Genomic DNA, 13,939 nt, shown 5'->3' with positions numbered 1-13,939 from the left:
GCCGCATGTTTGCGAACGCTGTTTCCTAAGTATTGCGCTAAAGCACGCCATATTCAAGTCCCTGAGTAACATCGCGTCGCAGCCTGCAATGCGCCAGTTAGCGGGGCCTTTGCCTGCTGGGAGTGTGCCTGCCTAGAACAGACCCATGTGTCATAACGCACCACATCTGGGGCGCTTTTCAGCTGTCGTTCTGGTCTTCTTGAATTGATTTATATTTTTGTATTTAAAGATATTTTTACTTTTTTTGGCGCAGCTTGGCCCGATGCATGCAGCTTCCAGGGTGAGCAGGACATGCCGGTGGGACACAGCCAAACGAGCAACGCTAGCTCCCCGGTATGACGTGAAGCCTCGGCTTCGATAGGAAAACTCACGTTCAACTCCTTTGGAGGTGCGAACATGATGTCCAAGGAATTTCTCAAGAAACTCGGCATTGTCGGTATCACTGTTGGCCTGAGCGCCAGCCCGCTGGCCTTTGCTGATTTCCATGACGAAGAGGACGACCAGGGTGCAGTGCCGCAGGAGACCGTACCGGGTGAGGATGCCGGTGCAGGCGCTGGTGCAGGTGCTGACATGGGCACAGACATGGGCGCTGGTGAAGGCGAAGCTGGGGCCGGTGCTGGCACAGATGCAGGCGCTGGTGTCGGGGCCGGGGAAACTGGTGCAGATACCGGTGTAGGCGCCGGTGCCGAAGGCGACACTGGCTTCAACGGTGACGACGGCTTCGACGCCGATGATGAATGGGAAGAAGAGAACGAAGAGGAAGAATGGGAAGAGGATGATGACGACCAGGATTGGTAAGGCCTGATGCCCAGGGATGGGCAGTCGCTGTCAAGGAAGATGGCGACGTCATCTGAAGGTTGAAACATTCAACCTCCTCGGAACCGCCCCCGGCACTGCCGGGGGCGGTTTTGTTTATGTCCGATTATATCGCCGGGTGCAATGTTAATGAGGCGTTATTCTGAACTGTTCGTGAGCATAGGCTAAGTGGCCCTGACACGGTCATTTTGTGCCCATGTGCCATATTTCTCCACTGTCTCGGTTTCTTCACGATCCCATTGATGTGCTTGGTATAACTATAAGTTACTGTTTTTAATGTGCTTTTATTGATATTTGGCAGGTTGGCCTGCATCTCGCTTTATACAAAGGGCCGATCGGAATCACTGTCACAGGGGTTTCGAATCATTCAGGAAAGCAGTTCAAACTTCGCTGGAGGTACGAACATGATGTCCAAGGAATTCCTCAAGAAGCTCGGTATCGTCGGTATTACTTTTGGCCTGAGTGCCAGCCCGCTGGCCATGGCCGGTTTTGATGAAGAAGAGCAAGAGGGCCAGGATACCTTCCCTGAAGAGACCGCTCCGGAAACCAGCGGCCAGGCTCCCGTGATCGATGGCATTGAGTACGAGAACGAGGAGGAAGAGTGGGACGCTGACGAGTGGGAAGAGGAGAACGAAGAGGAAGAGTGGGAAACCGCTGATGACGAGTGGGAAACCGAAGATGAAGAGGAAGAGTGGGAAACCGATGAGGACGATGACCAGGATTGGTAATCGCCTGAGCGGGTAGTTCCCCTCTTGTCGCCCCCGGCCAAGGCCGGGGGCGACTCGTTTCTGCCGCAAAAACGGCTCAGATCCAGCCGAGCCACTCCCACCAGAGATAGTTCAGCGGCCACAGCAACAGCACGCTGAGCAGGGCCGTGATCAGGCACAGCCTGGCGGTCTCGCGCAGGGAGATGCGTGCCGCCAGGATGCCGACGATCAAGGGCGGCGCCTGATAGGGCAGCAGCACCGTGGAGAACCCCACCACTTGAGTCATGTAGACGGCTTCGGGCGTCCAGCCGGTGATGGTGGCGAGCCCCGGTGCCATGGGGGTCAGGATGGCGGGGATACCCGGTAGCGTGACCAGCGTGCCAAGTACCATGGCAAGCCCCGAGAGCATGCCGAAGGCAGCGGCATCGGTGGCCTCGCGCAGCGGCAGCACCGAGAGCAGGCTGCCTGCCACTCGCTCCCCCAGGCCGCTGTGGAAGGCCAAGGCACCGAGGCTGACGATGCCGGCGACGTAGAGAAACGAGTCGAAGCTGATCGACTGCAGGGGGTTGGCGCCCATCAGGCGGCTGCCGGGAAACAAGCAGACCAGTGCCACCAGCATGCCGATCCAGGCCGGGGAGATACCGTGCCAGGCATCGCTCATCCACAGCAGCACTGCCACCGAGAGCAGCGCTGCCAGGCCGAGTTCGGGGCGTGAGAGACGGGGCCTCTCGGTAACCGAGTCGCTGTGCCTGGGCGCGTGTGCCGGGTAGAGCCACAGCATCACCGCGATCAGCAGCAGCGTCTTGAGCAGTCCCAGCACCGGGAAGTGCAGCAGCAGGTACTCGCTGTAGTTGGGCGGCGTGCCCAGTACCGCCTCGGCGGCACCCATCAGCACGTTGTTGGGCACGTTGGCGGGCAGGATGGCGTAGGTGGGCAGGAAGGTGCCCATCATGCCGCCGAGAATCAGCCCGGTGCGGCCCTTGTCGCCGGGTTCGTAGCCCAGATGGTCGGCCAGGGTGGTAAGTATCGGCACCATCAGCAGGATGCGCCCCATGCCGGATGGCATGAAGAAGGCCATCGCCAGACCCAGCAGAATCACCCCGATCAGCGCGCGCCGATAGGAACCCTCCAGCCAGGGGCCGACGCCCCGGGCAAGCGTATTGCCGAGCCCCGTGTACTGAATCGCCGCCCCGATGATCAGCCCGGAGAACACCAGCCAGGTCGCCGCCGAGCCGAAGCCGGCGAAGACGATGTCCGCCGAGGCCACCCCGGCCACGGTACACAGAGTGAAGAACACCAGCGCCGTCAGCCACTGCGGCAGCCAGCCGGTCGCCCACAGCCCGATGCACAGCCCGATCACCGCGCCGGCTCTCACCAGCAGCGGCAGCTCGGGGCTCAGCAGCAGAAAAAGGGTCACCGCGACCGTGGCGAAGAGGGAGATCCACTGGCGCGGGGTAGGCAAGGACTTGGCGGCGGCAGGCATGCGGACTCCGGTCTCGGACAAGACCGGAGAGTTTAGCAGGCGAAGTAATGAGCGGTCATGTTCGCCGGCCTGTCTGTGGGGTCAGGGGCTACTTGGCTCCACCGGGTCGGCCTGCTCCGGTCCTTCGTCCTCGATGATCTCACCGTCGGGAGCGATCAGGTACCAGCGGCCACCCATGTGATCCATGCCCTGGCCGAGTGCATCGCTGGGGTAGACGTCACGGGCGAAGAAATAGAGTGGCCAGCCGTCGTAGGTGACCTGCCGCGTGCCGTCGTCACGTTCGATCGTACCCAGGCGCTCGGCATCGACATGCTCGCCGGCGGCGGGCGCTTCCTCGGTGGTGTAGGGCGGCCAGGCAATGGCGCAGGTCTCGTAGCAGGTGGAGTACTCGCCGTCTTGCTCATCCTGCTCGAACATGTAGAGGCTCTTGCCGTTCTGGTTAGTCAGATAGCGGCCGAAGGGCTCCTGCTCGCTGACTTCCACCCTGGCCTGATCGATGGGGTTGGGTCTTGCATCGAGCTGCTGCTCCGATTCCTCCGGATGCATGCCTTCTACCTGGGCTGGGTCGTCGGTGTCGGCGCTCTCCGGTGCCGCGAGCGCCGAGGTGGTGACGAGCATTGCGGCCAGGATGCCTCCGGTCAGCGTGCGTGACTTCATGTCGACCTCTCCTTGGCAACTGCCTCTTCACTGTAGGTAGGCCCTGGGCCGCCATGCAAGGTCAGCGTCGCTTGGCGAGCCGCCGCGAATTGGCACTGCTGCGGCGGTGGTAAGGCGCCATGGTGCGTCGACCGGTGTGCCACCAGGGATTGCTCTGGCCAAAGGCCATCTGCAGCATGGCTTTCTGTATCTCGAAACCGGTCTCCAGGCCGGCCTCGAGCTTTTCGGTCACCATGCGCTGATTCTCTCTGAGCATGCGGGCGCTGGTGGGAGACTGGGTCTGCCACAGTCCATGGCGCATGGTGATGGTGGAGAGTGACGTCGACCAGAGTTCGAATACCATGATGCCAAGCTTCCATACGTCCATCATGGCGGCGGGGTTGAGCGGAACCAGCGAATAGGGCGTCATCGTCTTCATACCAGGCCTCCTTGTGCGGGGTAACTCTCGCGACTACTCTCGCGACTATGCGCCCGAACATTGTTGCGCTGCAATAACCTGGGTTGTGCGGTAGGCAAAGCGGCCACGCGAGGGAATGTCAGCGAGGGCGAATGAAAAAGGCGGCCCACCGGGGCCGCCTGTCGTTGTCGAATGCTGCGGGATCACTTCACCTTCGGGTCCAGCTCGCCGCGGGCGTAGCGCTCGTACATCGCTTCGAGGCTGATCGGCTTGATGCGGCTGGCATTGCCGGCGGTGCCGAAGGCCTCGTAGCGGGCGATGCAGATGTCGCGCATGGCCGTGACGGTCTCCTTGAGATACTTGCGCGGGTCGAACTCGCCCGGGTGCTTGGCCAGGAAGCGACGCACCGCGCCGGTGGATGCCAGACGCAGGTCGGTGTCGATGTTGACCTTGCGCACGCCGTACTTGATGCCTTCGACGATCTCCTCAACCGGCACGCCGTAGGTCTCGGGGATCTCGCCGCCGAACTCGTTGATCACGGCGAGCCACTCCTGGGGCACCGAGGAGGAGCCGTGCATCACCAGATGGGTATCGGGGATGCGCGCGTGGATCTCCTTGATGCGCTGGATCGACAGCGTGTCGCCGGTGGGCGGCTTGGTGAACTTGTAGGCACCGTGGCTGGTGCCGATGGCGATGGCCAGGGCGTCGACCTGGGTCGCCTTGACGAACGCGGCGGCCTCTTCCGGGTCGGTCAGCAGCTGGTCGTGGGAGAGCACGCCCTCGGCGCCGATGCCGTCCTCTTCGCCGGCCATGCCGGTCTCCAGGCTGCCCAGACAGCCCAGCTCGCCCTCCACCGAGACGCCGCAGGCGTGGGCCATCTCAACGGTGCGACGGGTGACGTCGACGTTGTAGTCGTAGTCCATCGGGGTCTTGCCGTCCTCGCCCAGCGAGCCGTCCATCATCACCGAGGAGAAGCCGAGCTGGATCGAGCGCTGACACACCGCCGGCGAGGTGCCGTGGTCCTGGTGCATCACCACCGGGATGTGGGGGAACTCCTCCACCGCGGCCAGGATGAGATGGCGAAGGAAGGGCGCGCCAGCGTACTTGCGCGCACCGGCAGAGGCCTGGACGATCACCGGGGAGTCGGTGGCGTCGGCCGCTTCCATGATGGCGCGCATCTGCTCGAGGTTGTTGACGTTGAATGCCGGAATGCCGTAACCGCGCTCGGCGGCGTGGTCCAGCATCTGGCGCATGCTGATCAGTGCCATGATCTCACCTGTTCTGTTTCGATCTGTCTGGGGACTAGGGCTGCCGCCCGGCATGGCCGGACGGCGGCGGGTCGGGTCAGTGTGCAGCGTCTTCCAGCGCCTTCACCGCCGGCAGCACCTTGCCCTCGACGTACTCGAGGAAGGCACCGCCGCCGGTGGAGATGTAGGAGACCTGCTGCGCGATGTCGTACTTGTCGATGGCGGCCAGGGTGTCGCCGCCGCCGGCGATGGAGAAGCCGTTGCTCTCGGCGATGGCGCGCGACAGCGCCTCGGTGCCCTTGCCGAACTGGTCGATCTCGAACACGCCTACCGGGCCGTTCCAAAGGATGGTGCCGGCGTCCTTGAGCAGGCCGGCCAGTCGGCCCGCGGTGTCGGGGCCGATGTCGAGGATCATCTCGTCGTCGCTTACCTGATCGACCGGCTTGACCACGGCTTCGGCCGATTCGGAGAACTCGGTGGCCACTACCACATCGGTGGGCAGCGGGATCTCGACTTTGGCCATCAGGGCCTTGGCCTGGGCGACCAGGTCGGCTTCATACAGCGACTTGCCCACGTTGTGGCCGGCCGCGGCGATGAAGGTGTTGGCGATGCCGCCGCCGACGATGAGCTGGTCGCACTTGGCGGAGAGGGCGTTGAGCACCTCGAGCTTGGTCGAGACCTTGGAGCCGCCTACGATGGCGACCATGGGGCGCTTGGGCGTGGCCAGCGCCTTCTCCAGGGCATCGAGCTCCGCGGCCAGCAGCGGTCCGGCGCAGGCCTGCGGGGCGAAGCGTGCCACGCCGTGAGTGGAGGCCTGGGCGCGGTGGGCGGTGCCGAAGGCGTCCATCACGTAGATGTCGCACAGGGCGGCATACTGCTGGGCGAGAGTCTCGTCGTCCTTCTTCTCGCCCTCGTTGAAGCGTACGTTCTCGAGCAACACCACTTCGCCTTCGGCCAGATCCTGGGCGGTGTCGAGATAGTCCTCGACCAGCCGCACCGGGCGTCCGAGCAGTTCGCCGAGGCGCTCGGCCACCGGCGCCAGCGAGAACTCCGCGGCCGGTTCGCCTTCGGTGGGGCGCCCCAGGTGGCTCATCAGCATGACCTTGGCGCCGGCTTCCGCGGCTGCCTTGATGGTCGGCAGGCTGGCCCGCAGACGGGCGTCGCTGGTCACCTTGCCGTGCTTGACGGGTACGTTCAGGTCCTCGCGGATCAGTACTCGCTTACCTTGCAATGCCAGGTCGGTCATCTTGAGCACGTTCATCGGGCGTCTTCCTTTCCTTGATTGAGGGAAACCGAAGCCGGGTCAGCGGCTCGCCGCGGGTAGCACCGCCAGGCGCTGGGCGACGTCGAGCATGCGGTTGGCGAAGCCCCACTCGTTGTCGAACCAGCACAGCAGCTTGATCAGGCGTTTGCCCGCCACCCGGGTTTGAGTGGCGTCAACGATACCCGAGCGGGGGTCGTGGTTGAAGTCGATCGAGGCCATGGGCTCCTCGGTGTAGCCGAGCAGGCCGGCCAGGGGGCCGTCGCTGGCCTCGCGCAGCAGGGCGTTGACCTCGGCGGCGGTGGTGTCGCGGCGTACGCAGAGCGACAGGTCCATGGCCGAGACGTTGATCGTCGGCACGCGCATGTGCAGACATTCGAAGCGTCCGGCCAGGTGCGGCATCAGGCGGTTGATGCCGCGGGCCAGGCTGGTGTCGACGGGCACGATGGAGTGCATCGCCGAGCGCGTCAGGCGCAGGTCGGTCTGGTGGTAGGCGTCGATCACCGGCTGGTCGTTCATCGCCGAGTGCACGGTGGTGGTAACGCCGTGCTCGATGCCCAGCGCCCGGTCGAGTACCGTGAGCACCGGCACCAGGCAGTTGGTGGTGCACGAGGCGGCCGAGACGATGCGGTGCTCGGCGGCCAGTTCGCCGTCGTTGATACCGCAGACGATGGTGGCGTCGACGTCGCTCTCGGCGGGCTGGGAGAACAGCAGCCGTCCGGCCCCGGCGGCAAGATGCGCCTCGGCGGTGGCGCGATCCTTGAAGCTGCCGGAGCACTCCAGTACCAGGTCGATGCCGAGTTCTGCCCAGGGCAGGCGGCTTGGCTCCGGCTCGGTGAGAATCGTGATGGACGAGCCGTCGACGATCATGCGATCCCCGGCGGTCGTCACCTGCCCCGGGAAGCGACCGTGGGTGGTGTCGTAGCGGGTCAGGTAGGCGATGGTGTCCAGGTCGGAGAGCTCGTTGATCGCCACCACTTCCAGCGCCTGGGCGTCGGGCCGGTTCAACTGCCGCTCCAGCAGCGCGCGCAGCACGCACTGACCGATACGACCGTAACCATTGATGGCGATGCGCTGGGCCATGGGGCGGGGAACTCGCTCTTGCCGACGGAAAGCGGCGATTCTAGCGCATCTGGGCATTTTTTTCCCCTTGTGATCCGCGCTCCCGTCGCTGGCTCCGCTTGGCCAGATCAGGCCTGTCGCAGCTCTTGAAAAAGGGCGCCGAGACCCTATTGAAACGATACGGCACAGCAGGTTTCGGCCTATGTGTCGTGTCTAGATGACCTTACCTGTCAACGATCTGCCAAGCGTAGGAGGTGTTCGATATGTTCGGAGATCTCAAGCGTTTCGATAATGGCATCGGCTCGGGCCTCGACTGGTTCCGCCCGTGGCTCGATGAGATCTTCCAGGAGGGTGCCGCGGACATCCGCTCGGTGCCCCGCGGCAGCTTCCCGATGATCAACGTCGGACGCACCGACGATGCCGTTCGCGTGTACGTGCTCGCCGCCGGCCTGGCCCGGGAGGATCTCGACATCAGCGTGCAGGATAACGTGCTGACCCTGCGCGGGCGGCGCGATGCCCTGCCGGGAGAGAAAGCGGGCGATCGCAAGCGGCCTTGCTTCCGTCGTGAGCGCTTCGACGGCGAATTCGTGCGCTCCATCAGCCTGCCCGACGGCATCGACGTGGAGCGTGCCGAGGCGCGCTGTCATGACGGGGTGTTCGAGATCCATCTGCCCAAGCGAGAGGAGCTCAAGCCGCGTCGCATCGATGTCCAGGCGGCATGAGTCGCTTCGATGTCACGATTGCGTCAAGTCAGTGCATTGGAGGTGATGAACATGAATGAAGTCACTCGTCATGAGGCGCAGGCCAGTGTGCCGGCGCGCGAGCGGCGTAGCCGGGCAATGCGGCCACCCGTGGATATCTATGAGGAGAACGATGCGCTGTTCGTGGTTGCCGACATGCCAGGGGTCACTCCCGAGGGGCTGAACGTGGAGGTCGATGGCAATCTGCTCAGCATCGAAGGCGAGATTCGCATCGACATGCCCGAGGGCCTGTCGGCCACTTATGCCGAAGCTCAGGCGCAGCGCTACGAGCGGCGCTTCACGCTCAGCCACGAGATCGATACCGCTGCCATTGAGGCGCGCCTGGAAAACGGCGTGCTCCATCTGCGATTGCCGAGGAAGGAGAGGCACAGGAGCCGACGCATAGAGATACAGGCTGCATGATGCGAAGCGCCCTTTCCTTGTGAAAGGGCGCTTCCGTTTGCAAGCAGGGGCAACGCTCGGTACGGTTTTCACTACGCTGGGAATAGCGATTCACGACACCATGGAGAGGAAGACATGACCGACATTACCCAACTGCTGGGTGACGACGCCGAATACCTGCTGGATCACCGTTGCCGTGGCTTTCCCCGCGAACAGTTGCACTTGCCGGGGCCGGATTTCGTCAGCCGGGTCGTCGCCGACAGCGACCGCAGCCCGGCGGTGATGCGCAGCCTGCAGGCGATGTTCGGCCACGGTCGCCTGGCCGGCACCGGCTACCTCAGCCTGCTGCCGGTGGACCAGGGCATCGAGCACTCGGCGGGCGCCTCGTTCGCCCCCAACCCGCGCTACTTCGACCCGGCCAACATCGTCGAGCTGGCCATCGAGGGCGGCTGCAACGGTGTGGCCTCCACCCTGGGCGTGCTCTCGTCGGTGGCGCGGCGCTACGCCCATCGTATTCCGATGATGCTCAAGCTCAACCACAACGAGACGCTGAGCTACCCGGCGATGTACGACCAGACCCTGTTCGCCGAAGTGGAGCAGGCCCACGACATGGGCTGCGTGGCGGTAGGGGCGACCATCTATTTCGGCTCCCCCGAGAGCCGTCGCCAGATCATGGAGATCAGTGAGGCCTTCGAGCGTGCTCACCAGCTGGGCATGGCCACGGTGCTGTGGGCCTACCTGCGCAACCCTGGCTTCAAGCACGAGGGCAAGGACTACCACGTGGCGGCGGATCTCACCGGCCAGGCCAACCACCTGGCGGCGACCCTCAAGGCCGACATCGTCAAGCAGAAGCTGCCCGAGACCAACGGCGGTTATCAGGACATCGGCTTCGGCCACACTCACGCCAAGGTCTACAGCGAGCTGACCTCGGAGCACCCCATCGACCTGGCTCGCTATCAGGTGGCCTGCTGCTACATGGGCCGTGCCGGGCTGATCAACTCCGGCGGCGGCTCCAAGGGCCACTCAGACCTGGGCGAGGCGGTGCGCACTGCGGTGATCAACAAGCGCGCCGGCGGCATGGGCCTGATCTCCGGACGCAAGGCGTTCCAGAAGCCCATGAGCGAGGGGGTCGAGCTGCTGCACGCCATTCAGGACGTCTATCTCGACCAGAGCGTGACGGTGGCCTGAGTACCCTCAAGCAAGCACTCTCAGGCAAACAGCCAAAGCAAAAAGGGCATGACCGCCGGTCATGCCCTTTCTTCATGCTATTAGCGACATGCTACTAGCTACCGCTAGGGCAAGCCCTCAGCCCAGCAGTTCCTTGGCCTGATTCACCACGTTCTCCTTGGTGAAGCCGAAGTGCTTGAACAGATCATCCGCCGGGGCGGACTCGCCGTAGGTGGTCATGCCGATCACGCGGCCGTCGAGGCCCACATACTTGTACCAGTAGTCGGCGTGGCCGGCCTCGATGGCGATGCGCTTGGTCACCGCACGCGGCAGCACCTTCTCGCGGTACTCGGCGTCCTGGCCGTCGAAGCGGTAGGCCGAGGGCATGGAGACCACACGCACAGCGCGGCCCTGGCCCTCCAGCTCGGCGGCGGCCGCCATGGCCAGCGCCACTTCGGAGCCGGTGGCGATCAGGATCAGCTCGGGGGCGCCCTGACTCTCTTTCAGCACATAAGCGCCGCGCTGGATCTCGGCCAGCTGCTGCTTGCTGCGCTCCTGGTGCGGCAGGTTCTGGCGCGACAGCACCAGCGCGGTGGGACCGGAGTTGCGCTTGATCGCGGCGTCCCAGGCGGCGGCAGTCTCCACCGCGTCGCAGGGGCGCCAGGTGCTCAGATTGGGCGTGCTGCGCAGGCTGGTCAGCTGCTCGATCGGCTGGTGGGTGGGGCCATCCTCGCCCAGGCCGATGGAGTCGTGGGTGAAGACGTAGATGGCGCGCTTGCCCATCAGCGCCGCCATGCGCACCGAGTTGCGCATGTACTCCATGAAGATCAGGAAGGTAGCGCCGTAGGGGATGAAGCCACCGTGCAACACGATGCCGTTCATGATCGCGCCCATGCCGAACTCGCGTACACCGTAGTGCAGGTAGTTGCCGCCCGGGTTCTCGCGGGAGATCGGCTTGGCGCCGCTCCAGAAGGTCAGATTGGAAGGCGCCAGGTCGGCGCTGCCGCCGAGCAGTTCGGGCAGTTGCGGGCCGAGCTCGTTGAGGCACAACAGCGAGGCCTTGCGCGTGGCGATGGTCTCGCCCTTCTGCTGCATCTTCTCGATGAAGGCTTCGCTGGTGATCTCCGTCGGCAGCTTGCACTGGTTGCGACGGCTGAACTCCTTGGCCAGCTCGGGGTGCTCGTCACGGTAGCGGGCGAAGCGGGTCTGCCAGTCTTCCTGCTGCGACTTGCCGCGCTCGCGGGCGTCCCAGCCCTGATAGACGGGCTCGGGAATGTGGAACGGCGCATGGGGCCAGTCGAGCTGCTTGCGCGCGGCGGCCACTTCCTCGTCGCCCAGCGGAGCGCCGTGGCACTCCTCCTTGCCCTGCTTGTTGGGCGCGCCGAAGCCGATCACCGTCTTGCAGATGATCAGGCTCGGCTTCTCCTCGTGGCTGCGGGCCAGTTCGATGGCGGCCTTGATCTCTTCGGGATTGTGACCGTCGACGTTGGGCACCACGTGCCAGCCGTAGGCCTCGAAGCGCTTGGCGGTGTCGTCGGTGAACCAGCCCTCGACCTCGCCGTCGATGGAGATGCCGTTGTCATCGTAGAACACCGTGAGCTTGCCCAGGCCCAGGGTGCCGGCCAGCGAGCAGACCTCGTGGGAGATGCCTTCCATCATGCAGCCGTCACCGGCGAAACAGTAGGTCTGGTGGTCGACGATGGTGTGGCCGGGGCGGTTGAACTGTGCAGCCAGGGTCTTCTCGGCGATGGCCATGCCCACGGCATTGGCCAGGCCCTGGCCCAGCGGGCCGGTGGTGGTCTCCACGCCCGGGGCGTAGCCGAACTCGGGGTGGCCGGCGGTCTTGGAGTGCAGCTGGCGGAAGTTGCGCAGCTGCTCGAGCTCCAGATCGTAGCCGGTCAGGTGCAGCAGCGAGTAGAGCAGCATCGAGCCGTGACCGTTGGAGAGCACGAAGCGGTCGCGGTCGGGCCATTTCGGGTCGTCGGGGTTGTGCTTGAGGTAGTCGTTCCACAGCACTTCGGCGATGTCGGCCATGCCCATGGGCGCGCCGGGATGGCCGGATTTCGCCTTCTGGACGGCATCCATGGACAGGGCGCGAATGGCGTTGGCCAGTTCGAAACGGGATGGCATTTGGGTAAGCTCCTCGCCTGCGGCAGAATGGGGCAAGTCAACGGCGGCCTGCCGGGCCTGCCGATAGCGTTCTGGCTGGGCGCCGCAGGAAGGCACGGCGCGGTCGAATTCGGCCGCCTATTGTCGCCGACTTGCCGCCGGTCATCAAATGACGGGTGCCAGCCCGGGTGGCAGCATGTAAACTCGGGTGCTCACAGCGCTGCAGGCTCGCCAGGCAGGAAGCCAGGCATCATGCAGCATGAGGTGTCGTCACCCTGCTTCGACGCACCGCCGCGCCTTGCCGATACTAGCGCTTGCCATACTAAAGCTTATCGATATTAAAGCTTGCCGATACATAGAAGGGTCGACACGCATGAGCGAATATTCCCTGTTCACCTCCGAATCCGTCTCCGAGGGACATCCGGACAAGATCGCCGATCAGATCTCCGATGCGGTGCTGGACGCCATCATTGCCCGCGACAAGCATGCCCGGGTGGCCTGCGAGACGCTGGTCAAGACCGGGGTGGCCATCGTCGCCGGCGAGATCACCACCTCGGCCTGGGTCGACCTGGAAGAGCTGGTGCGCAAGGTGATCATCGAGATCGGCTATACCTCCTCCGAGGTCGGTTTCGACGGTGAGACCTGCGGCGTGCTCAACCTGATCGGCAAGCAGAGCGTGGACATCGCCCAGGGCGTGGATCGCAGCAAGCCGGAGGATCAGGGGGCGGGCGATCAGGGCCTGATGTTCGGCTACGCCACCAACGAGACCGACACCTACATGCCGGCGCCGATCCACTACGCCCATCGCCTGGTGGAACGTCAGGCCGAGCTGCGCAAGCACGGCCTGCTGCCTTGGCTGCGCCCGGATGCCAAGAGCCAGGTCACCTTCCGCTACGATGAGGCGGGAATGCCCTGCGGGGTCGAGGCGGTGGTGCTCTCGACCCAGCACGCGCCGGAGATCGATCAGGAGGAGCTGCGGCGCATGGTCAAGCGCGAGATCATCGAGGAGGTGATCCCGGCGGAGTGGCTGACCGAGTCGACCAAGTACCACATCAACCCTACCGGCAAGTTCGTCATCGGCGGCCCGGTAGGCGACTGTGGCCTCACCGGGCGCAAGATCATCGTCGATACCTACGGCGGCATGGCGCGCCACGGCGGCGGTGCCTTCTCCGGGAAGGACCCCTCCAAGGTCGACCGCAGCGCCGCCTACGCCGGGCGCTACGTGGCCAAGAACATCGTTGCCGCCGGGCTCGCCGACCGCTGTGAGATCCAGGTCTCCTACGCCATCGGCGTAGCCGAGCCCACCTCGGTGTCGATCAACACTTTCGGCACGGCCAAGGTGGACGAGGCGCGCATCATCGAGCTGACGCGCGAGCACTTCGATCTGCGCCCCTTTGCCATCACCCGCATGCTCGATCTGCTGCACCCGATGTATCAGCTCACCGCGGCCTACGGCCACTTCGGTCGCGAGCCCTTCGAGACCAGCTACCACTGGAAGGACACCAAGGGCCAGGAGCACACCGAGACCTTCACCGCCTTCCCCTGGGAGCGCACCGATCGTGCCGCGGCACTGCGTCAGGCCGCCGGTTTGTAAGCACTCGCCCAAGCTCGAAATGACAGGCCCCGCCGGCTTCGCCGTGCGGGGCCTGCTGCTATGGTGGGGAACACGAGGGACGGGGGCACAAGGGGCCGGGGCGCAGGCTGCCTGTGCGGGAATGCGCACGAGGCATGGTGCGCCTGCTACCGCTGCCGGTTCCTTTCGCGAGGATAATTCGTAGGCAAGGCAGTCGCTTGCGTTGCTGTGCGGAACTTCGTATGCCGAATTCGCCGATTGTGCACATATCCAGTCAAACCTGAGTCGTCGTTGCTGCGACCAAAGTCGCATAGCGGT

13 protein-coding genes are annotated in these 13,939 nt (G+C 64.3%); 6 read left to right on the top strand and 7 right to left on the bottom strand.

The window, feature by feature from the left end:
- Positions 1 to 396: 396 nt before the first annotated feature.
- Positions 397 to 798, top strand: a complete 402-nt coding sequence (locus tag HOP59_RS21855; protein WP_234255576.1) for a hypothetical protein — start codon at positions 397 to 399, stop codon at positions 796 to 798.
- Positions 799 to 1,220: 422 nt separating this feature from the next.
- Complete coding sequence (locus HOP59_RS21850) at positions 1,221 to 1,544, top strand: hypothetical protein (RefSeq protein ID WP_010626410.1); 324 nt, start codon at positions 1,221 to 1,223, stop codon at positions 1,542 to 1,544.
- A gap of 76 nt (positions 1,545 to 1,620) precedes the next feature.
- On the opposite strand, the gene HOP59_RS21845 is transcribed toward HOP59_RS21850, so the two are convergent.
- The 6 genes from HOP59_RS21845 to HOP59_RS21820 form a co-directional block, all read right to left on the bottom strand.
- Entirely contained in the window at positions 1,621 to 3,006 is a 1,386-nt protein-coding gene (locus HOP59_RS21845; RefSeq protein ID WP_010626411.1) for an SLC13 family permease, read from the bottom strand.
- An 81-nt stretch (positions 3,007 to 3,087) separates the two neighbouring features.
- Positions 3,088 to 3,663, bottom strand: a complete 576-nt coding sequence (locus tag HOP59_RS21840) for a COG4315 family predicted lipoprotein (RefSeq protein ID WP_234255575.1) — start codon at positions 3,661 to 3,663, stop codon at positions 3,088 to 3,090.
- 61 nt (positions 3,664 to 3,724) lie between these two features.
- Positions 3,725 to 4,081 carry a hypothetical protein gene (locus HOP59_RS21835; protein WP_234255574.1) on the bottom strand — a complete coding sequence of 119 codons (357 nt, stop codon included), beginning with the start codon at positions 4,079 to 4,081 and terminating at the stop codon, positions 3,725 to 3,727.
- 182 nt (positions 4,082 to 4,263) lie between these two features.
- A complete protein-coding gene (gene fba / locus HOP59_RS21830; protein ID WP_010626414.1) occupies positions 4,264 to 5,328 on the bottom strand; it encodes a class II fructose-bisphosphate aldolase in 1,065 nt (354 codons plus the stop codon).
- Positions 5,329 to 5,404: 76 nt separating this feature from the next.
- Positions 5,405 to 6,568: a phosphoglycerate kinase gene (locus HOP59_RS21825; protein ID WP_010626415.1), complete on the bottom strand. Its 1,164-nt coding sequence runs from the start codon at positions 6,566 to 6,568 to the stop codon at positions 5,405 to 5,407.
- Positions 6,569 to 6,610: 42 nt separating this feature from the next.
- Positions 6,611 to 7,651 carry a type I glyceraldehyde-3-phosphate dehydrogenase gene (locus tag HOP59_RS21820; RefSeq protein ID WP_010626416.1) on the bottom strand — a complete coding sequence of 347 codons (1,041 nt, stop codon included), beginning with the start codon at positions 7,649 to 7,651 and terminating at the stop codon, positions 6,611 to 6,613.
- A 242-nt stretch (positions 7,652 to 7,893) separates the two neighbouring features.
- On the opposite strand from HOP59_RS21820, the gene HOP59_RS21815 reads away from it, so the two are divergent.
- The 3 genes from HOP59_RS21815 to HOP59_RS21805 all read left to right on the top strand — a co-directional run bounded on the left by HOP59_RS21815 (position 7,894) and on the right by HOP59_RS21805 (position 9,960).
- Positions 7,894 to 8,352, top strand: a complete 459-nt coding sequence (locus HOP59_RS21815) for an Hsp20/alpha crystallin family protein (RefSeq protein WP_010626417.1) — start codon at positions 7,894 to 7,896, stop codon at positions 8,350 to 8,352.
- A 51-nt stretch (positions 8,353 to 8,403) separates the two neighbouring features.
- Positions 8,404 to 8,793 carry an Hsp20/alpha crystallin family protein gene (locus HOP59_RS21810; RefSeq protein WP_010626418.1) on the top strand — a complete coding sequence of 130 codons (390 nt, stop codon included), beginning with the start codon at positions 8,404 to 8,406 and terminating at the stop codon, positions 8,791 to 8,793.
- Positions 8,794 to 8,907: 114 nt separating this feature from the next.
- Positions 8,908 to 9,960 (top strand): class I fructose-bisphosphate aldolase, encoded by a 1,053-nt coding sequence (locus tag HOP59_RS21805; RefSeq protein WP_010626419.1) that lies wholly within the window; start codon positions 8,908 to 8,910, stop codon positions 9,958 to 9,960.
- Between the two features lie 117 nt (positions 9,961 to 10,077).
- Here the strand turns inward: HOP59_RS21805 and tkt are convergent, their stop codons facing one another.
- The gene (gene tkt / locus HOP59_RS21800; protein ID WP_010626420.1) at positions 10,078 to 12,069 is read right to left on the bottom strand and encodes a transketolase; all 1,992 of its coding nucleotides are present in this window, start codon (positions 12,067 to 12,069) and stop codon (positions 10,078 to 10,080) included.
- 352 nt (positions 12,070 to 12,421) lie between these two features.
- Between tkt and metK the strand changes: the two genes are divergently transcribed.
- Positions 12,422 to 13,642: a methionine adenosyltransferase gene (metK, locus tag HOP59_RS21795; protein ID WP_010626421.1), complete on the top strand. Its 1,221-nt coding sequence runs from the start codon at positions 12,422 to 12,424 to the stop codon at positions 13,640 to 13,642.
- Positions 13,643 to 13,939 lie beyond the last annotated feature (297 nt).

The organism is Billgrantia aerodenitrificans, from assembly GCF_021404405.1.
GTDB classification, from domain to species: Bacteria; Pseudomonadota; Gammaproteobacteria; order Pseudomonadales; family Halomonadaceae; genus Halomonas; species Halomonas aerodenitrificans.
This window is presented reverse-complemented; position numbering and strand designations above follow the sequence as displayed.

Coding starts and splice junctions, on each gene's coding strand:
- HOP59_RS21840 (WP_234255575.1), bottom strand. CDS start 3,663: ATGAAGTCACGCACGCTGACCGGAGGCATCCTGGCCGCAATGCTCGTC.
- HOP59_RS21820 (WP_010626416.1), bottom strand. CDS start 7,651: ATGGCCCAGCGCATCGCCATCAATGGTTACGGTCGTATCGGTCAGTGC.
- HOP59_RS21825 (WP_010626415.1), bottom strand. CDS start 6,568: ATGAACGTGCTCAAGATGACCGACCTGGCATTGCAAGGTAAGCGAGTA.
- HOP59_RS21810 (WP_010626418.1), top strand. CDS start 8,404: ATGAATGAAGTCACTCGTCATGAGGCGCAGGCCAGTGTGCCGGCGCGC.
- HOP59_RS21815 (WP_010626417.1), top strand. CDS start 7,894: ATGTTCGGAGATCTCAAGCGTTTCGATAATGGCATCGGCTCGGGCCTC.
- HOP59_RS21850 (WP_010626410.1), top strand. CDS start 1,221: ATGATGTCCAAGGAATTCCTCAAGAAGCTCGGTATCGTCGGTATTACT.
- tkt (WP_010626420.1), bottom strand. CDS start 12,069: ATGCCATCCCGTTTCGAACTGGCCAACGCCATTCGCGCCCTGTCCATG.
- metK (WP_010626421.1), top strand. CDS start 12,422: ATGAGCGAATATTCCCTGTTCACCTCCGAATCCGTCTCCGAGGGACAT.
- HOP59_RS21835 (WP_234255574.1), bottom strand. CDS start 4,081: ATGAAGACGATGACGCCCTATTCGCTGGTTCCGCTCAACCCCGCCGCC.
- HOP59_RS21805 (WP_010626419.1), top strand. CDS start 8,908: ATGACCGACATTACCCAACTGCTGGGTGACGACGCCGAATACCTGCTG.
- fba (WP_010626414.1), bottom strand. CDS start 5,328: ATGGCACTGATCAGCATGCGCCAGATGCTGGACCACGCCGCCGAGCGC.
- HOP59_RS21855 (WP_234255576.1), top strand. CDS start 397: ATGATGTCCAAGGAATTTCTCAAGAAACTCGGCATTGTCGGTATCACT.
- HOP59_RS21845 (WP_010626411.1), bottom strand. CDS start 3,006: ATGCCTGCCGCCGCCAAGTCCTTGCCTACCCCGCGCCAGTGGATCTCC.